The organism is Barnesiella sp., from assembly GCF_022723415.1.
GTDB classification, from domain to species: domain Bacteria; phylum Bacteroidota; class Bacteroidia; order Bacteroidales; family Barnesiellaceae; genus Barnesiella; species Barnesiella intestinihominis.
The window spans coordinates 21,735-47,933 of sequence record NZ_JAIJHU010000003.1 but is presented as its reverse complement, the minus strand read 5'-3'; the positions used below and the strand labels follow the sequence as shown (position 1 = coordinate 47,933).

The 26,199-nt window shown below is 47.6% G+C and carries 12 protein-coding genes; 10 read left to right on the top strand and 2 right to left on the bottom strand.

Annotated features, from left to right (window positions below):
- Positions 1-3: 3 nt before the first annotated feature.
- From QVD32_RS01245 to rhaD, 3 genes are read left to right on the top strand one after another with little or no spacing between them, the layout of a single operon-like run.
- Positions 4-1,263 carry an L-rhamnose isomerase gene (locus QVD32_RS01245; protein WP_008861419.1) on the top strand — a complete coding sequence of 420 codons (1,260 nt, stop codon included), beginning with the start codon at positions 4-6 and terminating at the stop codon, positions 1,261-1,263.
- A gap of 6 nt (positions 1,264-1,269) precedes the next feature.
- Positions 1,270-2,307, top strand: coding sequence for an L-rhamnose/proton symporter RhaT (gene rhaT / locus QVD32_RS01240; RefSeq protein WP_021890970.1), 1,038 nt, complete (start codon positions 1,270-1,272; stop codon positions 2,305-2,307).
- 13 nt (positions 2,308-2,320) lie between these two features.
- On the top strand, positions 2,321-3,121 hold the full coding sequence (rhaD, locus tag QVD32_RS01235) for a rhamnulose-1-phosphate aldolase (protein ID WP_008861417.1): 801 nt from the start codon (positions 2,321-2,323) through the stop codon (positions 3,119-3,121).
- A gap of 512 nt (positions 3,122-3,633) precedes the next feature.
- Here rhaD and QVD32_RS01230 read toward each other — a convergent pair.
- A complete protein-coding gene (locus QVD32_RS01230; RefSeq protein ID WP_008861416.1) occupies positions 3,634-4,110 on the bottom strand; it encodes a DUF3575 domain-containing protein in 477 nt (158 codons plus the stop codon).
- A 343-nt stretch (positions 4,111-4,453) separates the two neighbouring features.
- On the opposite strand from QVD32_RS01230, the gene QVD32_RS13250 reads away from it, so the two are divergent.
- From QVD32_RS13250 to QVD32_RS01205, 6 genes are all read left to right on the top strand, one after another.
- Positions 4,454-4,570, top strand: coding sequence for a DUF3575 domain-containing protein (locus tag QVD32_RS13250; RefSeq protein WP_083855842.1), 117 nt, complete (start codon positions 4,454-4,456; stop codon positions 4,568-4,570).
- Between the two features lie 5 nt (positions 4,571-4,575).
- Positions 4,576-5,907 carry a hypothetical protein gene (locus QVD32_RS01225; RefSeq protein ID WP_287710027.1) on the top strand — a complete coding sequence of 444 codons (1,332 nt, stop codon included), beginning with the start codon at positions 4,576-4,578 and terminating at the stop codon, positions 5,905-5,907.
- A 25-nt stretch (positions 5,908-5,932) separates the two neighbouring features.
- Positions 5,933-7,669: a hypothetical protein gene (locus QVD32_RS01220; protein ID WP_118687400.1), complete on the top strand. Its 1,737-nt coding sequence runs from the start codon at positions 5,933-5,935 to the stop codon at positions 7,667-7,669.
- Between the two features lie 98 nt (positions 7,670-7,767).
- A complete protein-coding gene (locus tag QVD32_RS01215) occupies positions 7,768-8,730 on the top strand; it encodes a FimB/Mfa2 family fimbrial subunit (RefSeq protein WP_147401603.1) in 963 nt (320 codons plus the stop codon).
- Entirely contained in the window at positions 8,717-9,763 is a 1,047-nt protein-coding gene (locus tag QVD32_RS01210) for a hypothetical protein (protein ID WP_118687398.1), read from the top strand. Before QVD32_RS01215 ends, QVD32_RS01210 begins: the two co-directional genes overlap by 14 nt.
- A gap of 17 nt (positions 9,764-9,780) precedes the next feature.
- Positions 9,781-23,466 carry a right-handed parallel beta-helix repeat-containing protein gene (locus QVD32_RS01205; protein ID WP_118687397.1) on the top strand — a complete coding sequence of 4,562 codons (13,686 nt, stop codon included), beginning with the start codon at positions 9,781-9,783 and terminating at the stop codon, positions 23,464-23,466.
- Between the two features lie 154 nt (positions 23,467-23,620).
- Here QVD32_RS01205 and QVD32_RS01200 read toward each other — a convergent pair whose 3' ends face one another.
- Entirely contained in the window at positions 23,621-24,385 is a 765-nt protein-coding gene (locus QVD32_RS01200; RefSeq protein WP_040295879.1) for a DeoR/GlpR family DNA-binding transcription regulator, read from the bottom strand.
- Positions 24,386-24,614: 229 nt separating this feature from the next.
- On the opposite strand from QVD32_RS01200, the gene QVD32_RS01195 reads away from it, so the two are divergent.
- A complete protein-coding gene (locus tag QVD32_RS01195; RefSeq protein ID WP_021890964.1) occupies positions 24,615-26,183 on the top strand; it encodes a glycerol-3-phosphate dehydrogenase/oxidase in 1,569 nt (522 codons plus the stop codon).
- Positions 26,184-26,199: the final 16 nt, after the last annotated feature.

The following is a 26,199-nucleotide window of genomic DNA, read 5'->3' as shown; positions in this document are numbered from 1 at the left end:
ATCATGAAGAATGAACAAGCCGTGAAGGCGGCTTTCGAGTATGCCGCCGAACGTTATGCCGCCATAGGCGTAGACGTGAACGAAGTGTTGAAAAAAATGCAGGGAATATCTTTGTCGCTGCATTGCTGGCAGACCGACGATGTTTCAGGATTTGAAAATCCCGACGGCGAATTGACCGGCGGAATACAGGCTACGGGAAATTATCCCGGTAAAGCTCGCAATATCGACGAAGTGCGTGCCGATTTGCTTAAAGTGAAATCTTTGTTGCCCGGTTCGCATCGCATCAATCTGCACGAGGTGTATGGCGATTTCGGCGGTAAGAAGGTCGATCGTGACGAGGTTACTCCCGATCACTTTACCAGTTGGATGCAATGGGCCAAAGAGAACGGATTGAAGCTCGATTTTAATTCCACTTCGTTTTCCCACCCCAAAAGCGGCATGCTCACACTTGCCAATCCCGACGATTCGATTCGTGAATTTTGGGTAGAACATACTCGTCGTTGCCGGTGGATTGCCGACGAGATGGGAAAATATCAGAACGATCCTTGTATCATGAATCTTTGGATTCACGACGGTTCCAAAGATACGACCGTCAACAGGCTCTATTATCGCCAGTTGTTGGAACAGTCTCTCGACCGTATTTTCGCTACCGAGTACCGGCACATGAAAGATTGTATCGAAGCCAAACTTTTCGGTATCGGAGCCGAGAGTTATACCGTGGGGTCGTATGATTTTTATTTGGGTTACGGCGTGAAGCACAATAAGATCGTGACTCTCGATACCGGTCACTTCCATTTGACCGAAAGTATCGCCGACAAGATTTCCTCGTTGCTGTTGTTTACGCCCGAAATCATGTTGCATGTGAGCCGTCCCATTCGTTGGGATTCCGACCACGTGACGATTATGAACGACGACACGCTCGACTTGGCTCATGAAGTGGTTCGTTGCGATGCCCTTTCGAGAGTACACATCGGTCTCGATTATTTCGATGCTTCTATCAATCGTATCGGGGCTTATGTCATCGGGTCGCGGGCTACACAGAAATGTTTCTTGCAAGCGTTGCTCGAACCGCTTGCCCTGTTGCGCAAATATGAGGCCGAAGGGCGTTTCTTCGAACGTCTCGCTTTGCTCGAAGAGTGCAAGAGCCTGCCGTGGAATGCTGTTTGGGATTACTTCTGCCTGACGAACGATGTGCCCGTGGGTGAAGATTATATCGCCGACATCGAGGCTTATGAGAAAAATGTGACTTCCAAACGCCAGTAACGAGCCATGGATATTCTCATAGGATTATTGATTATTGCCGTGGGGAGTTTCGGCCAGTCGAGCTCTTATGTGCCTATCAAGAAAGTGAAATCTTGGAGCTGGGAGAGTTTCTGGCTCGTGCAGGGGATTTTCGCATGGTTGGTGTTCCCCTTGTTGGGTGCGTTTCTGGCGGTTCCGACGGGTCATAGTCTCGGGGAACTCTACTCCGAGGGTATTCCGTTCATGTCTGTCTTGTACGGTGTGCTGTGGGGAGTGGGCGGATTGACTTTCGGGTTGAGTATGCGCTATCTCGGTGTCGCCCTCGGACAGTCTATTTCGCTGGGTACTTGTGCGGCTTTCGGTACATTGCTTCCGGCTTTGTTTGCGGGAACGAATCTGTTTCGCGGCGAAGGTCTCGTCTTGTTGGCCGGGGTGTGTATTACGTTGGCCGGTATTGCGGTGATCGGTTATGCGGGTAGTTTGAAGGCTCGGAATATGAGCGATGAGGAGAAGCAGAAAGCTATACGCGATTTCGCTTTTACCAAAGGGATTTCGGTCGCCTTGCTCGCCGGTATGATGAGTGCCTGTTTCAGTCTCGGACTCGAAGCCGGAGCCGAAGTGCAGCAGACGGCATTGGCGTTGGGTGCGTCCGACTTGTTCGCCCTTAACCCGGTGATCCTGTTGGTTACATTAGGCGGTTTTTGCACCAATGCGGCGTATTGCCTGTGGCAGAATATCAAGAATCGTACCGGCAGGGAGTATTTCTCGGTATCGGTATCGACAGGAGTCAATAACTTATTGTTTTGCGCTTTGGCGGGTTTGCTTTGGTATTCTCAATTCTTCGGGTTGGGCATGGGAAAAAGTTTCTTCACCGGTTCGCCGGTCATGCTGGCTTTCTCGTGGAGCATATTGATGTCGCTGAATGTTATTTTCAGCAACGTGTGGGGAATTTTGTTGAAAGAGTGGAATGGGGTAGGACGGCGGACCGTAACCGTATTGATCGCTGGGTTGCTGATTCTTATCTTCTCGACGGTTTTCCCCAATTTGGTAAACAGTAATTTATAATGAAATAAAAGAGATGAAACTGATTAAAAACGATAAACTCGAATGCCAGATCGCCGATGTTGCCGAAGTGGCCGGCTATTTGTGGCAACGAGGGTGGGCCGAACGAAACGGCGGAAATATTTCGGTGAACGTTACGGATTTATTGACCGATGAAGAGAAGGCATTGCCTGCCATTTCCGAGCGATACCCGTTACCCAAAGTGATGAATGCATTGAAAGGGAATTTCTTTTTGGTGACAGGTACGAACCGGCGTATGCGTTATGTCGCTTCGCACCCGATGGAAAATATGGCGGTGATCCGTATTTCCGATACGGGAGATTGGTATGAAATTATCGCCGATAATCCGGTACGGCCTACGTCGGAACTTCCTTCGCATCTCTCGATGCACGACTATTTGAAAGGCCGTGGCATCGACAATAAGGTCGTGTTGCATACTCACCCCACCGATTTGGTGGCGATGACCCATAACCGAGCGTTCTTACAGCCCGATGTACTGGGAAAACTGTTGTGGTCCATGATTCCCGAAACGCGGGTTATCGTACCCAAAGGTTTGGGTATCGTGCCTTATAAGTTGCCCGGTTCGCTCGAACTGGCCGATGCCACTATCCGGTTGCTCGATCGTTACGATGTGGTTATGTGGGAGAAGCATGGAGCATTGGCTGTCGGTGGCGATGTGATCGAGTGTTTCGATATGATCGATACGCTGTCTAAATCGGCGCAGATTTATTTGCAGGCTCGTGCGATGGGATTCGAGCCCGAAGGTCTGACCGACGAACAATCCGAGGAGCTTCGCAAAGCGTTCCGTTTAGTGTGAAAATTTGATTTTATATCATCGGGGAAAGGCTCCTTTGTGTGGGTGTTTCCAACTCCTCCCCTATGTTTTGTTTGACAACAAAACATAGGGGAGGAGTCACGTAGTGACGGAGGGGTTGAATGTCATCAAAAATCTACTCAGCAGTTTTTTACCCCCTCTCCTTAGCAACTATCGTTTCTTCGGTGTTTCCCCTATGTTGCTCTGCAATTCCCCGTAATGCTACGGGACACGGCAGGGGAGAAGGTTGATACCTTTGAATACAAGAACAGGGTGGCGCGTCCCCCTTTCCTCTTATCCCGCAAATTTTCTACTGAATCTAAAAATGAGGGATATATCGAGACCACTCGATATATCCCTTTTGGTTAAGATCCCTCTGTTTTTGTAGGCAAATTTTTTTTATTTTTAGAATATGTGAAGATCCCTATTTAACCCAATAAATGTAGATTGTATAATGATATTTGAATGGTTAAATAATATTTCTAAATGTAAATAAATAGATATATTTATTAGGTTTAAACCAACGTATTATACTTGTATCCTACACCGATACTTCCCTCGATACTCCACCGAGGTGTTAAAATCCATTGATAACCGTAAGATAACCCGGCTCCGTAAGTGTTGCCTTGATAACGATATTTTTTAACATCGGGAAAAATTCCGAAAGGAAGCGGAACTTGTCCGGCATTGAAATGGGTGTATAATACATGAAGCCCGAAGAAATGCCCGTTGAACTTTTGACAGAGCCAATAACGCACTTCGGGTTGTACGCGGATATGCTTCCATTTTCGGTTATCCCTGAAAGTGAATGGATTATAGTAGATATGAGTATTCAACGTCCAACGATCGTCCAATCCTATTTCCGCTCCCAACGTCGGTGTGGCGGTAGCCCAACCGAGGAGATTACTCTTTACCGCTATCTTTTGCGCCGTACCGGTCAAACAAATAGCCGATAATAATATTATTATAATTATATTTAGGATTCTCTTCATCTATTTGTCTAATTATGTGAGGATTAGTACAAAATATATTTTTTATAACTCAAATCGTTTTATTCGCCCCATATATTTTTTATCAATTATAATAACCTTCTAATTTTTAGGCAATAACAGATTTTGCATCATTTGTTATTGCCCCGCTTCCCCATTACTACCATTTGAAATACGGTGACAAAGTTACAATATTTTAGAATTATTACAATACAAATACGATGACTATATTTTATTTTAACAGATTGATTTTTATATTATTAATAAAAACTTTGAAATTTATTTGTATTGTAAGCCTTTACAAACAATAAAATTCATCGGGGAAAACACGCTAAAAATATAGCCGATTTATACGTTCGATTATTACCAGTGTCGTACTTGCGGGCGTAAAATAGGCGACGGCCATAAAGGCTATCTTGCTCCTACCGAAGCCGCGATTTCTATAATCTATATACTGAAATGAAAGCGATGAAAAGATATATAGTGTTTCTACCGGTTTTTGTCTGGGCTATATTTTTTGCCGGGGCCGAAGTGAAGGTCGAGAATGCTTCGATACACCGTTCGGGAGATAGTATTCGGGTAAGTTTCAAAATTTTGGTTCCGTCGGGTACGATTGCTTCCGATTATGTACAAAGGCTTATTCCCGTTATCGAGAACGGCGTGGATTCTTTGGCTCTCGACGAAATAGAAATTATAGGCAAGCGTAAACAAAAGTTACGCCGCCGGGAAGCCGTGCTTTCGGGGAAAACGTATGAAGTTCCTTTTTATCAGACCGTCGATGGCGGCGAGTTGCAATACGATTGCGTGCTGCCTTATGAAAAATGGATGGGTAGAGCCCCTGTCGATCTCAGCCTGTTATGTGAGCGCGAGGGGTGTTGCAAGGTCGAACCTTTGCCGGGCATCTTCCTTTGTTCCGATGTGAAACTGCGTCCTCCTTATGTTCCTTCGGTACAGCCGGTGGCATTGATACCGAGTGTGGCGGAACGGTTGGCCGAGGTCGAAAAGGTTTTGTTCCCGATGGCAGAGTACGAACCCTATTCCGATTCGATGACCGTATGGAGGGATCGGGGAGCATTGAAAGTCTATTTCCCTCTCGATAAGTCCGACTTACGTCGCGATTACCGAAACAACGATGTGACGCTCGGTAGAATCGTCGATATATTGAGGCAGATCTATGCCGACGACCGTTCCGATGTCGGGAAGATATTGATTGTCGGGTTTGCTTCGCCCGAGGGTCCTCTCGGCCGGAATACCCGTTTGGCAGGCGCTCGCGCCGAGGTCTTGAAAGAGTATGTAAACAGTTATCTCGAATTGCCGGATAGCCTCTACGAGGTAGCCAACGGGGGCGAGGCATGGGGCGAATTGCGCGATCGGGTGGAAGAAAGCACATTCGATTGCCGGGACGAGATGCTCGATATTATCGACCATACGGCCGATCTCGGCCGTCGGGAGTGGTTGTTGCGCCGGCTGGACGGTGGAGAGCCTTTCAAGGACCTGTTGCGCTCGGTATTCTCCGACCAACGTAATTCGGGATACATGAGGGTTTATTATACTTCGGAACCGGATTATAACGCTATAAAGATCAACCGGGCACAAGGTATGATTGCCGAGGGCGATTTCGACGAGGCTGTCTCTTTGCTTCGACCCATACGGGAAGACAAACGCTGTTTGAACACTCTCGCGACAGCCTATTATCGTTTAGGCGATAAAGCGACGGCATTGGACTTGTTCAAGCAGGCAGCCGCTATGGGAGACAAAGTAGCTATTCAAAACTTGGAAAATATAGAAAACGATTATTAATCTTTTAACAAAAACAATTACGAAGATGAAAACAATGAAAACAAAATGGGCAAAAGCCGGGACTATGTTCCTTGCCGCTGCCGCAGTTCTGTCGTCTTGTTCCAACGAAGAGGTTATTCCGGGAGGAGAGACTCCTGTGGGGGAAAGAGATGCTGTCAAGACGAGTTTCTCGTTCGCTATTCCTTCGCCGGTGTCCCGTGCTACCAGCGACGATGTTCAAGGCAACAACAATTTCTTGGGTATAGAAAGTTTGAGGTTAATGCCTTTTTCAAATTTGAGCGACGATTATGTAGGAGCTAATTCGGTGTTGGCCGGTGCTACCCAGTTGACAGGTTCTGAGATCACGAATGGCGAGGCCGAGAATTTTGTAAAAACGTTTACCGACGTAACTATTCCTTCCGGCGACATCGCTTTCCTTTTTTACGGTAAAGCCAAGCATGACGCGGCTTACAAAGGTGTCTTGGAGATGACACCCGATGCTTCGGTTACCTCTTTGACGCCTGCCGACATAGCGTTTACTTTGAAGAATATTACCGAAGGTACTTATACCGGTGGTTCCTATTCTACCGCAGCCGCTTTGATAGAGGCGTGGAAAACGAATGTTACGGATGCATTAGCTACTTATGTCGGTAGTTTGACAGAGGGTGAGGAGAAGAATAAGGCAACAGAGTTGCAGAATGGTTACTTTTCGTTCAATAGCGCTTCTTTGGAAAATCTGAAATTGGCTTTACAGTATCTTTCGAACGGGTTGGGCGAATTATATACGAATTACTCTACGTCAGCAGCCAATACGGCAAAGACATCGGTCGATAATATGGCGACAGAGTTGGCAAAAGATGCTTACAAAGATTTCCCCGCCAATCTTCCGAAAGGAGCATATAAATTGAATAACGGTATCATCTTGTTCGATGAGAACGGCCCCGGCGGTTCGGGTATTGTTACGAGCGGTTCTTCGAAGGCATACAGCTATCCTTCTTCTTTGTATTATTGGACCAATGCCTATCCGGTAGCTTATTCGACTCTTCCGACATTTACTAATTGGAATAATGGTGTTTATAGCGGAGCTCGTACGCCGATTACGGTAGCGACGACGAAGATTGCTTTGAACAAAACGATCAATTACGGTGTGGCACGTCTCGATGTGAAAGCTGCATTCAAATCGGCCGATGGTACAGTTCCGGCCGGTAAAAATACTAAGGTGACTTTGACCAACCATAATTTTGTTGTAAAGGGTATATTGATTGGCGGTCTGCCCGATAAACTGGATTGGGAAATGCATCCTTCTGCTTCCGATACTTATTCCAAGATTGTATATGACAACAGAATGAATACCAATGATTACGAATTGACGAATGCCGCTACTCCCGATTTTGCTGGTATGACTCCATTTATATACAGCTTATTGCCTGAGACGGCCGATTGTTCTACCGGTAATGCAGAAGATTTGGGACATACACCCAATATTGCTTTGGAGGTCTTGAATGACGGTCCTCAATTCTACGGTTTAGACGGCAATTTGGTTCCCGAAGGCGGAACGTTCTACTTGGTAGGAAAGCTGACTTATAAGAAGGACAACAGTAAGAGTGAAGTCGTTCGCGTATTCCAGCAGGATTACAATACGACGGCGAACTTGTCTATCAATTCGTTGGCAAAAGCCTACAATACGGTTCCCGACCTGATTAACCCGCGTTTGGAATTGGCATTGGCTGTCGATATAGACTGGAAAGCCGGTTTGGTTATCGATGTACCTATCGGCGATTGATTTCGAAAAAAATAGTTAAACTGTAAAATTTGTCTCCGGTGAATCGGGAGCGTTTCGATTCGCCGGAGATATTTCCTCAAAAAATAAATATCGAGAAAATGAAAACAGGTGATTGGCAAAGATGGGTTGTCGGAGGAATCTTTTTCGCATTGCTGCCGTTATCGAGCGGTTGCATCGACGACAACATGTCCGATTGCAACAATTTCACCGTCAGATATAGAATAGAACTGTCTACCCATACACAGGCATTTTCGGGTAGAATGGAGAATCTCAATATGCATTTTTATGACGGTAACAAATCGCTCGCTTATCATGAGTATGTAGAGCGGGAACGAATGCCGTCGAACAATATCTACGCTATTACCCTGCCTGCAAACGATTATCACCATTTTGCCATTGCCAATATTTCGCAGGCGAGTTGTGTGAAATGTTCCGACCTCGGTGTCGCGTCCGATCGTTATAAATTGTCTTATGAGTCGGCGGCCGATACGGTATCTTCGCATGTTTCGGAACTGTATGTCGGGAGGGAACGATTTACGATAGCGGACAGAAATCAGTTTATCGAGGTCGTTTTGACGCCTTGTATTTCCAAGACGAGGTTACACCTCAGTTATGGAACCGATCCCGTCGTCCCGGTAAAACGGGTAGAGGGATATGTCAATGAAACCGCAACCGGTTTTTTGTGTAACGACAGTCTTTATGAGTACGACCGCCCTGTTGTCGTACAGATGAATGAAGCGGGGAAAGATGAAAACGGACTGGCGCTTTTCGAAGCTGTTTCGTTTCCGTCGAGGAATGAGGCGAGTGCAGGAGCGAAGTCTTTGAACCGTAACCTATCGGAGGGAAATGCTATCTGGAATACCGATGTTTACGTTACCATAGGAGATAAAATAACACGAAATACGATCAATCTGACCGAGCCGCTTCCCGCCGGAGAGTGTATAGAAATATACGGTGTGGTGAGGGACGACGGCAGTATAGATATCGGTCACAATGTGCAGGCGACCGTGGCGGTGACTATCGACTGGAAACCGGGAGGAGATATCGATGTGGATATATAATATTCCCGAATGCGGGCAGATTGTCGAATATAGGTTTAATCGAATAGGAGCTTTGATGTTGAAACAGAGATATGCGATAATGGCACTTTTGTTCGCTACATGGTTGCTCGGCGGCTGTGCAGGCGAGAACTCGTTGCAGCCCGGCAGTCCGTCGGAACCGCAGGAGACGGCGAGCGTGACGTTGAGTATATACACCGGCCGGGAAATTTCGAGAGCGGTGGGGCTTCCGGGAGACCCCGGGACATCGCCGGAGATGCCGGATGCCATCGAAAATATCAACCTGTTCATGTATGTAGAGCCTAAAAACGGCGCTGCCGCTTACATGGAACATTATTATATAGAGCTGCCCGAAAGCACGGCCTATTATGAGTTTCAAGCCATAGACGTGCCGAAGTGCACCGCCTCGTTTTATGCTATCGTCAATGCCGGCAGTCACTACGAATGGGATGCCCTGTCGACGGAAGACGAGGTGATGGCGTTGACGACGATCGCCACGCCTTCGCGCGATTTATATGCCGGTACTTTGCTCGACCTCGAATTGGTTCAAATGAAGCATTCGGGAGTTATCGATGCCGGGCTGGTGGCTTCTAAGGTCGATATTATGTACAATATAGGGACGGCTATATCCAATTACAACGCCAAGCCTGCCGGGCAGAAAGAACATGGGGACTGCACGTCGGCGAAAGTCGTTTCATTGAAGTTGAAAAATGTACCCAAAGAGGGAAAATTCTTTGCCGTGAGGTCGAATGACCCCGTTGTCGATCACGTGGTCAGCCTTACCGGTAATTCGGGACCGGGTCAATCGGCATGGATTAACGGGCGATACGACTGTTATCTCTACGATAGCGGTACGCTCGATATAGAGCTGGTCGTGCAGAGCGTATATGCAGACGCTTATGTAAAGACGACTACTTATAACATACACGTCGATACCCCCGAGGATTTGGCGGTTGCGCCGTATTATTTGCTGCGGTTCGATGTGGTGGGATTTACGCAAACGGAATATAATTATCGATGGACAGCTTCGATATAGAAAAGGAATTATAGGTTATGTTGAACGGAAGAAATAGAGAAATTATTGATTTTGCAGGCCGTGTTTCCGATGTGTCGAAACGCATGGGATATTCGGCGGGATTGCTGCTATTGTTTCTGTTGTCGCTGACGAGCTTACCGGTAGAGGCTCAGTCGAATATCCAGCCGGCTCAACCGGCCTTCAATTTGCGACGCATATATGTTTCCCCCGAAGGAGCCGGTACGTTCGACGGTTCTTCGTGGGCGAATGCCGCTAAGGGTTCCGATTTGCAAATGATTCTTCGTTCTACCGATACATGGAATACTATTAACTCTACATTGCAGATATGGGTTGCGGCGGGTACTTATGTCCCGACCGAACCGCTCCTTCCCGGCGATGAACAGAGTGCCTCGTTCGTCTTGAAAGGAAATCAGGTCGTTGTTTACGGCGGTTTTCGCGGACAAGTGTTCGACGATTTAGGAGCTTTGGTCTATGAGGGGGAGAACAGTCTCGAAGAGAGAGAATACGGCAATGTCTATTCGGGCGACCGGCAGGAGCCGTGGGCGTTGAAGAACCAGACTATTTTATCGGGCGACCGGTTGAGAAACGATGTAGTCGGTACGGATAACATGTTCTCTTCGCTCGACCCGACCCAGAATACTACCCGGACAGACAATCTCCATACGGTAGTTACTTTCGATCCGTCGAGTGTGGGCGTGATGCTCGACGGAATAACCATTGCCGGAGGGGCTGCCGATGGAGGCGGCAATTCGGGGCGCGGCGGAGGTGTATCGCTCGACGGTATCGGTTGCGGCATACAGCGATGCCTGTTCTATTTTAATTTTGCCTCGAAAGGAGGAGCCGTTTATATGCATAAGAATAGCGGTTCGGACTCCCAGCCGTGTTTTGTCTATAACTCGGTGTTGGTATCCAATTCGGCATTCCGTCGCGACGGGTTCGGATATGGAGGCGGCATCTACTCCGAGGCAGGAGTCGTTTTCGACAATGTCGTTTATAATAATAACGGGGGCGGTATTTGTGTATACGATGAGACTTCGATTGTCAATAATACGATTGTCAACAACCAGTTGTATGGTATAGGCCGTCCGGCCGATACCGATGTGGCGGGTTCTTCGATCAGCGTATCCAACTCGGTTATATGGAGTATCGATCCGTTGAACCATGCTGGATTGAAGGGATTCGAGGCTCTTGTCGACCATGTCTCGAATTGTGCGATCGTCGATTGGGACGAAACGAAAGGCAGCAATAATATTTCGTTGTTGCCCTATAACGACCATACGGGCTCTGTGCCCAATTTTATCAATCCTACGACTCAGGTAGGAGCTATATTGGAACCGGTGTATGCCGATTTGGGTGTCTCGTTTTTGTTACGTCAAAATTCTGTGCTGCTGTCGAAAGCCGAGAGCTCTTGGATGACGACGTTGAACACGTATTACGGGACCGATGTTTCTTACGACATTGCCGGGAAGCCGAGGATCGTCAGTAAGACGCTGGATATAGGCGCTTATCAATATCAGCCGGTTTCGGGCAGAAATATATTGTATGTTCGTCAGCTTTCGCCCGACGAACCGCCTCTTGCCGACGGAGAAGTCCGGGACGGAAGTACATGGCGTTTGGCTGTACAGGACGTGCAGATGGCGATCGATCAACTATATGCCCGGAATGTAGTGGGAGAGGTGTGGGTTGCCGGTGGAACGTATTACCCTACGGCGGCATTTACCGATGAGTCGGGTATAAGGGGCCGTACGGAAAGGCATCGTTCTTTCATCATGCGTAGCGGTATCTCGGTTTACGGAGGATTCCGGGGACAAACCGGCGACGAAGGGATAAACAACAGCACAACTCGTCCCCGCGACCCGGACCATCTCGATGTTCAGTGGGCGTTTGTCAATCGTACGATATTCAGCGGAGATGTCGATCGGAATGACGATTCACAGAAAGGTTGGCGTTGGAATGCCGGAGAGAAGAAATGGGAGCAATATTACGGGCGCAACTCCTACCATGTGGTATGGTTCGCTTCCGAGGGATTTAACGAAAGAACCACGAAGTACGAAGCCGTTACGGCAAAGCCGCTTCCTGTGGAGACGACTCTCGACGGTGTCGTGGTTACGGGCGGTTGCGCCGACTATGGCGAGCGCGGGGAATCGACCCGTATGGGAGGTGGAATCTATTTGACCGAGAACGGAGTCGTGTCGAATTGTATCGTTTATCAAAACTTTGCCTTGACTCGCGGTGGCGGGGTGATGATGAATAACGGCGGAATGTTGGTGAACAGCATGGTCTTTCGCAATGCTTCGCCCGGAGTGCAGGTGCGCAACGGATTGGGCGGCGGCGTGTACATATTGGGGAACGGAACCGTTTTCAGAACGGTAATAACCAACAATACGGCTCGCGTGGGCGGCGGTGTGTATGTTGATGAGGCGGAGTATAACAATCCTGCATACGAAGAGTCGTTAGACGATATGTACCGGGGCGTCTTGGTGAACACGCTCGTTTCCAACAATACCTCTTCGGCCGATGCGGGAGCGGTCTATTTCGATAAGTTGGGAGGGCTTTCTTCCTCTACGGTGGTTAAGAACTATTGTTCGGCGGTGGCTTCCGACCAAGAAGGAAATTCGGGCGGTATGATCGTCGATGGATATGGCATAGTCTATAATTCGGTTCTTTGGGGAAATGCGACCCTCGAACATACTCGGCAATTTTACGGGAAAAACGGAAAGACGGCCGAATCGAATGTGCCGGCTTCGATACAGGTTTATAATACGGCGTTGCAAAATCTTTCCAATACGATTTGGGGCGTGAATACCGTGACTCAAAAAACGTATGCCTTGTCCGATCAAAATTCAAAAGGACGTTCTTCTATCGCTTATGATTCCAGTTTCCCCGATTTTACCAATGTGAGAGTCGGCAATGTCGACGTTATCAACGATGAGGCCGGCGTGTACCAGACGACAGCCGCCGATGTCGAGGGCACTCAAACGCTCGACAATGCGTTGCGAACTATTTATGATGTACAACGTTGGGTTCCGTCCGAAATTTCTGCCCTACAAAGAAAAGGAGGCAGCCAATCCGAGGCTCCGTATGTCAGGTATGCTCCGGTGAAAACACAGTTTTATGTCGCGATGACCGATATTCTCAGCAAAGCGTTCGTCGAGCCTCGTGTCTTAGGAGCTTTCGCTTCCGATCGTCCGTCTTTGCAATATAGCGTCATAGAAGATAACGGTGTAAAGAAACTGGTTATTTTTGTCGACCCGTCGGTCGATACGGACCTTTCGGGCGAGTCTTGGGAATCTCCGATTATATCGGGGAACTCGGCCATCGAATATTTGGCGGAACTCCCGGATACCGAATATCCCGGTTGTCCTCGTGAGATATGGGTGAAGGAGGGGACGATAAATCCGGTATGGAAAGCTATCGGCAGTGATCGTCGCACTTCGTCGGTCGTTTTGCGGGGAGGTGTTTCCTTGTATGGAGGCTTCAATTCCAAATTGGTAGGTACGAAAGGCTCTACGGTTCCCGGACAGACGTTTGTCCCGGCGGGGAGCGATGTCGCCGAACCGATGCGTAATCCGGTAGATTTTCGTACGGTGTTTGACGGTACGTTGGCCGGTGGGAACCTTTATCATGTGGTAACTATGTCTGACGACGGAGAAGCCATTCTCGACGGATTTCATATCGTCAACGGAGATGCATCGACCGGTTCTTCGGCTATCAAGACCGGGGGTGGTGTGCTGCACGAATATGGCACATTGTATATCCGAAATTGCATGATCGAGAATAATGTTGCAACGAACGGAGCCGGAATCGTTATGTTGGGTACGACGGAGAAATTGGTAATGGCCAATACGGTGGTGAATAATAATACCAATACGGGATTGGCGAGCGAATCCTTTTATTCGGCGATAACCCTTGAAAATGATGCTCGTCTCAATCACTGCACGATTATACATAACAATGCCCCGGGCATTTGTGCGGTGAACGGATCGTTGAGACTTTATAACTCGGTTTTGTGGGGAAATACTTCGACCGGGACTATCGCTCCCGAAGACGTACAAATTACAGGGGCGGCCACTATGCTCGATATTCGTAACAATGCTATCCAGAATGCTCCGGAAGAATGGAATCTGTGGAGTGAGAACATGCAGTTAAGCGTCGTTCAGGGCGATCCGTTGTATCCGGCTTTTGTCAATCCGACCCGAAATGTCGGCGCAGTTTCGTCTGGATACGATACGCCGTTGGGCGGTCCCGCACGATTCGAGCCGACTTGCGAATCACCGTTGGTGATTGCCGGAGACGAAAGTATAGTTGATGATCCTGATTTGGTTCTTGATGCCGATATTACGGGGCATAATTTCGCTGTGGGTGGAGCCCCCGATATAGGAGCTTATGAGGCTACATGTCTGAATCCTGTCGGTTCGGTTCTTTACGTGCGTAGCGGGCCTACCGGTACGGCCTCTTCTCCTCAAACCTCTTATTTCGGTACGGGAGACGGTTCTTCGTGGGCGAACGCTATCAATGGAAATGCGTGGTATGGATTCGACGACGGTCTGCCTTATGATCAAATCGAATACGACAGCCGCGATGCTACCGACTATATTACCGGTTTGCAGTATGCTGTCAACGAGGCATACAAGGCATCGTTGAAAAAGGACGGAAGCGGTCGGATCGCTTATGAGACATTGAATTATACAGATTATACATACAATCAAACGAACGGTCGTAGCGCATCGGTACAAATACCTGTTGGTGTCGATACGACGGCTTTGGTCGAAGTGTGGGTAGCCGAGGGCGAATATACCAGCCGTCGGGGATTCTTTATGCGGGATGCTGTGCAAGTGTACGGCGGATTTCCCAAGACCGGTACACCCGGGAAATACGAGCGCAATCCCCGCGTCTACAATACGATTATACAGACGATGACAACCGCCGAGGCGAATGCTGTTACTTCGCTCGATGGGTATGCTCCTTATTTCGATATGGATGCCGGTGGATCGACGAGTCAGTTCTATGAATTGAACAGTCGATACGATAATGCGAATAAAGTTCGTAGGGTACTTACCCAGCCTTTCCCGTATTATGAGGACGGAGGTCGTTTGGAAGCGGGTTCGCAGGGACAGGCTTCGACCGAGACTAATAATGTGGCGTTGAATCCATTTGTTATCGAGACGATATGGGACGGATTTATAATACAAAACGGTCGAACTCGAATACGTCACGGAAAAGATGGCGGTGCAGGGGTAGCCTTGCGGAAAAACGGACGGCTCGAAAACTGTATTATCCGAAACAATTATAATGTAGCATCCCGTAGTCGCGGCGGAGGTGCATTTTGTAACAACGGAACATTTTCCAATTGTTCGTTTTTCAATAACGATATGCCGGCATTGGGGAGCGATTACGGAGAACAATACGGCGGTGGTGTTTACATGCGTTACGGTACGTTGTACAATTGCGTGTTTGCCGGTAATTCCGTATCTGGCGGTAATTCCAACGGTCAGGCCGTTTATATTGAAGTAGCCGATTTTTATAACAATACGATTGCCGACAACTCCGGTAGCGGTGCAGCCATTTATTGTGGTTATTGGTTTGCCGATGGTGCGGCCAATATTTACAATACCATTATTTATAATAATTCGGGCTCGTCTCAGGTACAGGCTCATAGCAATGTAGTGTTGAGAACTTCGCATTGTTGTTATCCCTCGGGTTCTATATCGGGAGTCTCTGGCGCTAACTTGACGCAAGACAACATTATCAATCAAGTTCCGCAATTCGTGGATCGTTCGTCGGGAAATAAAGAAAATAACGACTATCGTTTACAGGGCACTTCACCCTGTATCAATGCCGGGAATAATAGTCCCGAAGGGATTACATTACCCGAAACCGATATGGACTATACCGACCGTTTCAAAGACTGTTCTATCGATATAGGGGCATACGAAATAGACCAAAGCGAGCCGATTATGCCCGCTATCAAGACTATCGACGGAGAACAGGTGGGAGTCATTTATGTGACGAAGGCGGCTAACGGTACGGTAGACGGTTCGTCGTGGGCGAATGCCGCTTGCGAAGCGAAATTACAAAAAGCTCTCAACTGGGCAGGTTATATTATTCACAATAAGGAGACGTACGCATCGGGTCGATATAGAAATATTACTCGCATTCAAGTGAGGGTTGCGAAAGGCACTTATTATCCTACCGATGTCGTTCTTCCCGATCAGCCTCGTACCGCTTCGTTTATTATTCCGGCAGGGATAGAGGTGTATGGAGGGTTTGCGGGAATCTCTGACGATGAGACCGTGGAAGGACGTAATATGCGTTTGAACAGAACTTTTTTCAACGGTATGATCGGCAGTTCGACAGAAGAAAGCGCCTATCGTGTCGTAACGTTCGGCATGAAGCAGCATAAAGACAACGCCACGATGCCTGCCGAGGGCGCAGCTTATTACGATGATCCCAACCCCGAAATAGCTTTGCTCAACGGTGTTTATATCGTTTATGGAAATGCCAATCACCCGTCTGACGAAGAGTGGCAGTCGGGTGGCGGTGTTAAGGTTACGTCGAACGGATTGTTGCAGAATTGTGCCGTTTTCAACTGTGCTGCTTCCGATAAGGGCGGAGGAGTTTACTTAGCTCCGGGCGGCCGGATTACCGGTTCGATAGTTTATAATAACGTGGGAGCCAATGGCGGAGGTATTTATGCCGACGACTCTTCGATGGTCGTAAATTGTACGGTGGTCGATAACACGACTGTGAACAATGGCTCCGGTGGTGGTATATCGATAGGCGTGAAGCCGATTATCATCAATTCTGTATTCTGGATGAACGATTCCGGTAACGGAAAAAATATATACGGAAACATGTCCCAGCAGGTCGATACGACCTTTACGGGCGTGCGGTATCAAAACTATATCTTTAATCATTGTGCGGTCGAAGGTATCAAAGTCGTGGGTTTCGGAAACATGGCGTTGACGAGTACGAATGAGAATACATCGACCATAGTGGGCTTGAATGCTCCCGGTTTTACCGACCCCGATAACCTCGATTTTACTTTGAAACGTGTATCGGCGTTGATTCGTGCCGGTATCGGAGCCGAGCAGCCGGGCTCTCCGCTCATGGAGGCATTGCATGTTTCTCGACTCGATTTGCTCGGAACGAATCGTTTTTATAAAGAGGATTCTTCTTTGAGGGATTATTTCGAGATAGGAGCTTTTGCTTATGACGGGATATTTGTTATCGACCCTGCGGGAGATACCGAAGCCGAAAAGGGGGCAGACGGAATCTACCGGTTGTATGTGTCGCAAACGGCACAGGGGTTGGCGAACGGCCGCAGTTGGCGAAACGCTTTGGGCGATATACAGCAAGCTCTCGATTATTTCGGGAATGAGGCCAATTTCGAACACGATCCGAATAAGGATACTCGCCGGTGCGAGATATGGGTCTCGAAGGGAACGTATAACCCGAAAACTTCGGTGAAAGAGGATAATTGGGGAACTTCTTTTATTCTTAACAGATATTCATCGATATACGGAGGATTCCGGGGCAGTAACTTGCCTTATTACGAGAGTTGGATAGAATCGTTTAAAGTGGAACCCTCGAAGCGTGTCGATGCCACCGGTGTATGGAACAAAGGAGACTATTCCTATACATTGGGCGGTGATGGAGAGATTACCTTTTATCCAGAGGTAAAGGCATTGGAGGACGAACCCTCTTCGTGGTTCTTGCATTTCACGACCGATGAGAAGTCACCGTCATCTCCTGTTGTGACGGTCAATGGCTTCCAACTCCCTCATGAGCTGGAATTGCCGGTCATCGCTACCGACAGCACTACCGAGTATATTTACGATTTGCGATATCTGGCTATCGGAAATACCGATTGGGCGACAGCTCCGGTCATCGAGGCTGTTCGCGTCTCGGGATTACCGGCCGGTGTAAAGTTGTATAGCGCTACGATCGATAATCGCAAGAATTCCACGACGGTATCGACGGAAATTCTCGATACCGATATTCTTCATCAGACTTCTACGGGTGTTCCTTATGATGCCTCGGTGAGCTTGAATAATCTTTCGCAAGCGGAAAAATTGAATACATATTCTTCCAATGTCTCCGATTATTATGCTGCCGGAAATTCGGCAGGAGCATACGGTATGCATTATTGTCCAAGTCCTAATAGGGCATCTATTACAGTTTCGGGGAACGATGGTGTCGTATTAACAAACGAGAGGTACAGGAGGTATTTTTGGCAAGAGTATACTTATTATAATGACCAATTGGGAGCCTACTTCCGTTTTCCACAGGCGGTGAAATACGAAAGAACAAACCCGAGTAATCGGTATTTGCATGCAACGATACGTTTTACCGATTTGAGTAAAGGGAACGAGGACGGCAGGTTGCGTATACAGTTATATTCGACAGCCGGTGTAAGAAAGTCTTTGCTTATAAATGGAAGAGTTAGTAATGGAGAGTACAAACTGACGGTGGATTTAAAGACCGGATTGGTATATGACGGCACTTCCTCCGTAGAGATTACTGATGAGGAAAATACATTGTCCAATGGCGATATGCTTTCGCTCGTCTCTGTTCATCCTTATTCCGGTGGAAAAGCTGCATATACCGTGGAAATTAGCGATATAACGATAGACAATAAGAATCAGTCGGAGAATACGGTTTCGGAGTTGGATATTAATATCGTTACGGAAGAAGAAACTCAGGCTATGCCTTCATCGGACCAGTATTACGAAGGGGAGGCATTTTTGAGCGAGCGACCTCGTCAAGATTGGAACGGGAACGGCTTGCTCGAAGATTTCGAGTACGCTAATGAAACGATTCTTTCGGGCGATATAGGCGGCGGTTCCGGTAATTCGCATGTGGCTTATTATGAAGACTCGGAGGCTACTCGCAGGGTTGTACTCGATGGAATAAAGATGGTAAAAGGTAACTCGTCGTGTACCGATCATGGAGGCGGGGCTTTATGTGCTTTGGCTCCGATTGCTTTGCGCAATTGCCAATTGTTGCTCAATACGGCCGATTTCGGGGGAGGAGCCGTGTATGCCAGCGATATAGAGATTTATGGTTCTATATTGGGCGGGAACGAGGCTCCCGGTAAATCGGGAGGTGCGGTCTATCTGCGGGAAGGCGGGAAGTCGCTCATCGTCAATACGGTGATTTACAACAATACGGCATCGACGGGCTCGGCCTATTATGCCGAATCCGGTTCGACATCGCAGTTAATCAACAATACGATCGTGCGTAATGCCCATGCCGAGAATGTGTCGGGCGATGTAACATCGGGTAGTACCGTTTATTCGGCTTCGACAGCCGGGAATAATCTTACCAATACGGTTATCTGGGGGAATGACGATGCCGAACGTATCAATGCAGACCATTGGGAAATTATTACTTCGGCAGCCGATGTCGATGAAGATGCAGGAAATTTCGAGGTCTTTCTGGATCGGGCAAATGAAGCGGTTATGGGGCCTCGGTTCGGATTTCCCAGCGATTATGCCGGAGCGGGAAATTATTTCGCTTCTGCCGATTTCTCTCTGCCTTCGCTCTCGACGCTGGTTAACCGGGGTACGAATGGTGGTACACGTCGACTGAATACGGTTATCGAAATGAATCCCGACGGCTCGGTGAAGAGTACGACAATTACGACGGAACCTGTCGTACTCGATGGTTCCGGCAAAGGATATTATGCCGTGCAGGAAGTGTCGGGCCGCGAGAATGTGCCGGATACGCTGAACAGTAAATGGCGTATTACCAAAGAACCCGATACATATCACATTATTAAGAAAGACGGTGTAGATATGATCGATGTGAAAGAGTGGAAGGAGGGGACGATCGATATAGGGGCTTATGAATATGAAACGGTATCGTTGACTCCTTTCGGCGGTAATATACTGTATGTGAAGAGTTCCGAAGCAGTTTCGGATAAAGAAAACAACGGAGAAACGTGGGAAAGGGCTACGTCTAACATTCATCAGGCTATTCAGGTACTGTTGCTCAGCCCCAATAAAAAAGATAAATATATCAAGATTGCTTCGGGCGACTATGTGCCGTTCCTGCAAGACGGGACAAGCGGTTATTCGTTCGTTTTGGAGAAACCCGATGTGGGAAATCTGGAATACTCGACCAAGAGTTTGACATTGAGGGGCGGATATCCCAACAACATCACGGGGACCGATGTCGCTATGGATAATTTGCGTGATCCTATATTGTACCCGACTTATATCAGAGGAAATCGAAGCGATTCGAAACACCTCGTTTATATAGACGAGTCGATGGATACGGCCGGAGAAAACGGGGCGTTGGCTCCTGTAAACATAGAGGGCTTTACTTTTGTCGGTGGAAATGCAGCCGATGCGACAGGCGAGGGTTCGACCGGTGCGGCCGTGTATGCAGCCAATGGCAGTACGACGATTCGGAACAGCGTGTTTGTCGATAATACGGCTGCCGGAGAAAAAGGTGCGGCTGTGTATCTGAATAAAGGCAATATATATAATACCGTGCTTCATTCCAACAAGGCTTGGGGGCTTGCTTTGAACGGGACGGGCAACATTGTCAGCAACACGATAGCCAATAACTCCAAAGGCGGATTGTACGCACGTGGAGCGCTTGTCGCCGAACCTTTGCAGATCTATAACAATATATTTTGGAGGAATTATACTTCGGCTGTTCCTACTGTCGGAGATTTGAACAACCAGATAGATGTGCAGAATGCGACCCTGTACAGCAATGCCGTTCAGGTGGACGATGCGACGGCAGAGCAGCCGAATGCCGAGTATGTTTATTGGAATAGTTCCGCAGGTGTCGTATTGGGCGATAAGGCTGCCAATATCAATAAAACATTAAGTTCCGACAATGAGGATATGTCGTACGGTCCCCGTTTCGAAGCTCCCGATGAAGCGACTCCGTTGGACAAAAAGTATAACATACGTCCGGGGCGTAAACTGATCAATACGGGGTATCGATACATGACAGGCGACTCATATAATAAAGCGGAAAACGATAAATGGTACACCGATTTATTTGCGTATTATTCGTTTGGTTCGGTAGAAGAGCCTGTGGCTCCCGGCGATTCGCTGGCGAGAGTCATGTTCGTGGATGCCGGAGGCAATCGTCGTATAGCCGGTAACAGCATAGATATAGGTGCTTATGAGTACCAACGGTTGTTCTATCCTAATTTATATGTGAAGCCTAACGGATTCGGATTGGGTTCCAGTTGGGACGATGCTATGGGCGATTTACAGGAAGCCATTTATTCGGCGTACTATTCGGGAGACCCGGAAGAGAGCGGAACTTATGGTACGGTGTGGGTAGCCGGCGGAGACTACGTTTTGCCTACGACTTTACAGTGGATGGCAAATGTGAAAGTTTATGGCGGATTCCGGGGAACCAACGAAACGAAGCTGACTCAACGTCCCGGTTTGTTGGAAAAGAATGCACCGGAAAGTATCCTTTCGGTAGAGGCGGAAGGGGTTCCTGTCGTGCGTTCGGACAATGACCGTGCCGCCGGGACGATTGTGGAGAATTGGGCGGAACTGAATGGCTTTCATATTACGGGAAGCAAAAACAGCCCGGCGGTGATCGTCGCCGACTCGTTCGCCATCGTCAATAGTGTTATATATAATAATGTGAACCCCGACGGTGCTGTGGTGGAAACGGACGGGTTGCTCTACAATGTTTTGGTACATGACAATACGGTGAAAGAAGGCAGCGCCGCTGTCGCATTGGACGAGCATGCGGCAGCCATTCATGTGACAGCCCCCGGCGAGGGAGCACAAATCGGCGGTACGGGAAAGATAATCAATACGATAAACGGAGAGGTGACCTCGGTGTCGGGGAATGCTTATAGTCCGCTTTATGTCGGGGATTATATTACCGATGATACACATTTGCGTTATCAGCTATCCGACCAGAAAGATGCAGTCTTGTTTGGAATAGGAGCTTTACAGGAAACAGGTGTAGACCATGAAGGAAATCCGGTGACGACTATCGGTGGATATACAGTGCCTAAGATCAGGAATGGTAAGGAATATACCGATATTATCGATCTGTCTACCGATTGCGATGTGCTGGGTAATGTGCGGCTGTTTACCGATAAGTTTCATGGGGAAGGTGAAGTAATTCGCCCGGATTACGGTTGTTTCGAAACTTGGAATACGACTCCGCAGAAGGTTGTCAACGTGAGCGATAATTATTATCCTCATGCGGGAAGCGTCGTCTATGTCGGCAAGGAAAGTGAAGTGCGGCTGACCGATGCCCTTACGAAAGATTTCGCACCGTCCTATTTGTTGCTTCACCATGCTGCGGGTTTGCGGACAGGAGAGCATGCTGTATCGCTTTATAATCTGGCCATAGAGCGTGATTTGAAACCGCTTATTAATGATACGACAGCTTCTTGGGATATGGTGAGTCTGCCATTCTCTCTTGAAGTCGGGAACGGTACGATGTTGAACGGCGTTACGATAGACGGTTTACCGGTAGAGGCTATACAGGCCGGAGATGAATCGGGGGACGACAAGAACCGTTTATATTTATACGAGTATGACGGGGCTAAGCGAGCCGAAGATTTGTATAGCGTAGTTGCTCCTCAGAATAGTAAATATTGGGCGTTTGAAAATAACCAGATGGGCGCGAATGTCGGTTATCTCATGGCGACTCCTTCTGCTTCGGATGCGGTGACTGTGCGTTTCTCGAAATCTTCATCGGCATTGCCTGTTTATGAAGAATCGGCAGAAGAAGGGAAAAGTATTTTGTTGAAACAGCATAATTTGAAGACTTTGGTCGGTGGCCGTCCTCATTTTACGTATAAAGAGAATATGGGTTGGAATCTTTTCGGTGTGCCTTATTTGTGCTCTTATACTACCGAAAGAATGAGTATCGACCATATACTCTATACTTATGACCCGGAGGCCAGCCGTTTTGTTTCGATAAATTCGTGGGAAGGAAACACGATTGCTCCTTTCTCGGCGGTATTCACGCAGACTGCTACGGTGAAGGAATCGGAGGAACTTCTGTTTGCCAAGCCTGTTATCCCGTTGAATACGTTGCCGGCTCCTCACGGTGTACAGTTGAAAATTTCGGGGAGTAATTTATCGGCGGGTTGCGACTATGTATCGGTTGTTGCCGATAATGTGTACGGAGAACCCATGAATTTCGACATGGGAAACGATGCGTTGAAAATGATGAGTTTCGACCCGAGGATTCCGCAGATTTATGTCTACAATGAAAAGGGAGTCCGATTTGCTCATACTCAAACTGCCGATATCGAAGGGGAAACTCCGGTGGGTATCTATACCGGCGAATCGGGAATTTATGAAATATCGTTGACCGAAGATTCGGAATATGATCGTTATGATGCTGTGGTTCTTACCGATAGATCGACGGGGCGGAAAGTGGACTTGAAACATGCGCCGTATAGTTTTACGGTAGATGATCGAGCGATGGAAACGGGACGTTTCTCTCTATCCTTTAAAACTTTTTCCGATGAAATGCAGCAGCCTACATTCTATTCTCCGGGAAAACGACAATTGCGAATCGTTAATTTACAAGGTGGCGAAAGTATAGGTATTTACGATACGCTCGGGCGTCAGAGAGCGAGCCGCAAAGCCTATGGGGAAAGTGAGGAATTTGAACTCGAATCGGGAGTTTATATGATACGTATCGAAGGAAGCAGTTTAATTAAGGGGAAAGTGGTAGTGAAATAGCTTTTGAGTTGGCGACACTTATCGTTGGTGAAAGACCTGCTTGCGTCGTGTGAAGCAGGTCTTTTCTTTGTTAATATGGAATTTAAGATTCGGAGATAAACAAAAGGGGCGGGAATAACATTCCCGCCCCTTTTGTTCCCTTTCGATTTGAGGTTTATGCAATGATTAGTTCTATTCCTGCTTCCTCTATGCTTTTCGCTACCGATGGCGAAATACCCGAGTCGGTGATGATGACATCGACTTGGTCGAGTGTGCAGATTTTCCCGAATCCTCTTTTCCCGAATTTGGAAGAGTCGGCAAGGACGATCGTTCGTAGCGAGGCTGCGATCATACGTTGGTTGAGCCGGGCTTCGTCTATGTTCGAGGTCGTCAGCCCGAAATCGAGGTCTATACCGTCTACTCCCATAAATAGTTTGGAACAAGTAAGATTGTCGAATGCCTGTGCAGCTAAATCGCCGATGACCGAGAAAGAACTTTTTCGCAATGTTCCGCCGAGCTGGATCACATGAATGTGCTCGAAACGGTTGAGCAAAGTAGAGACATTGAGCGAAGCCGTGACGACTGTCAGGTTTAGATCGTCTGTAATTTCTTCGGCGAATGCATACACTGTGCTTCCCGAGGCGACGATAATCGAGTCGTTCGGATCGAGTAGACGAATGGCTGTATGGGCGATACGCCGTTTGGCATCGCTGTTTATTCGCTCTTTAATATGTATATTGATATCTGCCGTGTGAGGGTTTACCGGACTGGCGCTTCCATGTGTACGAAATAGCAATTTCTTTTCTTCCAGTAATTTCAAGTCTTTTCGTATCGTTACAGGTGTCACGTCCAATTCGCGGGCGATATCTAAAACTTTCACGAATCCTTGCGCATTGAGCTTGTCAAGAATGTGTTTGTGTCTTTCGGCTATACTAAGCATAATAATATTATAATATTTGTTCCATACAAATGTAAAATTTATTTGAATAATGCACAAATAATATTGAGAATTTATTTTGAAAACGAAATGAAATATTATTGAAAAGAAAACGAAACGAAAAATTTTTACATTTTTTCTTGGTTTATACTTGCTTTTTTATTTTCTTTGTCACATAAAAAGAAAGTAATCGCAAGATTTAATAAGAAATCAAAAATCGAAAGATAAGAAAATGAAACGTGAAGGCTTGATAAAACAGATGGCCGAAGAAAAGAGACCATGGGATTTATTGATAATAGGTGGCGGTGCTACGGGCTTGGGCGTGGCGGTGGATGCTTCGAGCCGGGGATACCGTGTCCTATTGGTAGAACAACACGATTTTGCAAAAGCGACTTCGAGTCGAAGCACGAAGCTGGTACATGGAGGGGTTCGTTATTTGCAACAAGGCGATGTATCTATGGTTGTGGAAGCGTTGCATGAGCGTGGTCGCTTATGGCGCAATGCCCCCCATTTGGTAAAGGATATGCGTTTCATTATCGGCAACTATCGTTGGTGGGAACGTCCTTTTTATACCATCGGGTTGTGTTGTTACGATTTGTTGGCCGGGCGATTGGGCTTGGGGAGGTCTTTGCCTTTGTCCAAGAAACAGACCTTGAAGGAGCTGCCGGGACTGCTGCACGATCATTTGCGTGGAGGCGTGGTTTACCACGACGGGCAATTCGACGATTCGAGAATGGCGATTACATTGATGCAGAGTGCTCATGACCACGGTGCGATATGCATCAATTATATGAAAGTAACGTCTTTGATTAAGAATGATTCCGGGAAGATTTGCGGGGCGGCTTTGGAAGATACTCTCGAAGGCGGAACGTATGAAGTAAATGTAAAAGGGGTAGTGAACGCTACCGGTGTTTATGTGGACGATATCATGCAAATGGATAAGCCGGAGAGTCGCAAGAAAGTACGTCCCAGTCAGGGAGTGCATATTGTAGTCGATGCCGCTTTCTTGGGAGGAAATTCGGCTTTGATGATACCGAAGACAAGGGATGGACGAGTATTGTTCGGTGTACCGTGGCATGGAAAGGCCGTATTGGGAACTACCGATACGCCATTGAATGAAAATTCATTAGAACCGAAGCCTCTGGACGAGGAGATAGATTTTATTCTCGATCAGGCGGGGCAGTACCTGACTCGTAAACCGAAACGCAGCGATGTATTGTCTGTGTTCGCCGGATTGCGGCCGTTGGCAGCTCCTACGCATAGCGATTCCAAAAAGACCAAAGAAATTTCACGGAATCATAAAATATATGTTTCCGATTCGGGAATGCTTACGATAACCGGAGGGAAATGGACCACTTATCGTCAAATGGCCGAAGAAGCGGTGAATAAAGTAGCTGCTTTGATCGGTTTGGAACCGAGGGCTTGTGTGACTCGTAAAATGCAATTACATGGTTACCGGGAAGAAGTGGACCGTTCGGTTTGGGATTACGTGTACGGTAGCGATGCCGACCAAATCGCAGCATTGATAGAAAACGATGCCTCGTTGGGAGAGTTGCTTCATATCGGATATACTTTCCGGGTAGCTCATGTTATTTGGGCTGTGCGGGAGGAGATGGCTCAAACGGTGGAAGATGTATTGGCACGACGTGTTCGAGCGCTCTTTATGGATGCTCGGGCTGCTATGGAAATGGCTCCTCGTGTAGCGGCTATTATGGCTCGTGAAATGGGAAAAGATAAAAATTGGGAAACGGAACAAGTTAAAAATTTTACCAATCTGGCAAAAAATTATATTTTAGCCTGATTTTTTAGAGAGAGGA

Coding starts and splice junctions, on each gene's coding strand:
- QVD32_RS01205 (WP_118687397.1), top strand. CDS start 9,781: ATGTTGAACGGAAGAAATAGAGAAATTATTGATTTTGCAGGCCGTGTT.
- QVD32_RS01200 (WP_040295879.1), bottom strand. CDS start 24,385: ATGCTTAGTATAGCCGAAAGACACAAACACATTCTTGACAAGCTCAAT.
- QVD32_RS01225 (WP_287710027.1), top strand. CDS start 4,576: ATGAAAAGATATATAGTGTTTCTACCGGTTTTTGTCTGGGCTATATTT.
- QVD32_RS01245 (WP_008861419.1), top strand. CDS start 4: ATGAAGAATGAACAAGCCGTGAAGGCGGCTTTCGAGTATGCCGCCGAA.
- QVD32_RS01210 (WP_118687398.1), top strand. CDS start 8,717: ATGTGGATATATAATATTCCCGAATGCGGGCAGATTGTCGAATATAGG.
- QVD32_RS01215 (WP_147401603.1), top strand. CDS start 7,768: ATGAAAACAGGTGATTGGCAAAGATGGGTTGTCGGAGGAATCTTTTTC.
- QVD32_RS01230 (WP_008861416.1), bottom strand. CDS start 4,110: ATGAAGAGAATCCTAAATATAATTATAATAATATTATTATCGGCTATT.
- QVD32_RS01220 (WP_118687400.1), top strand. CDS start 5,933: ATGAAAACAATGAAAACAAAATGGGCAAAAGCCGGGACTATGTTCCTT.
- QVD32_RS01195 (WP_021890964.1), top strand. CDS start 24,615: ATGAAACGTGAAGGCTTGATAAAACAGATGGCCGAAGAAAAGAGACCA.
- rhaT (WP_021890970.1), top strand. CDS start 1,270: ATGGATATTCTCATAGGATTATTGATTATTGCCGTGGGGAGTTTCGGC.
- rhaD (WP_008861417.1), top strand. CDS start 2,321: ATGAAACTGATTAAAAACGATAAACTCGAATGCCAGATCGCCGATGTT.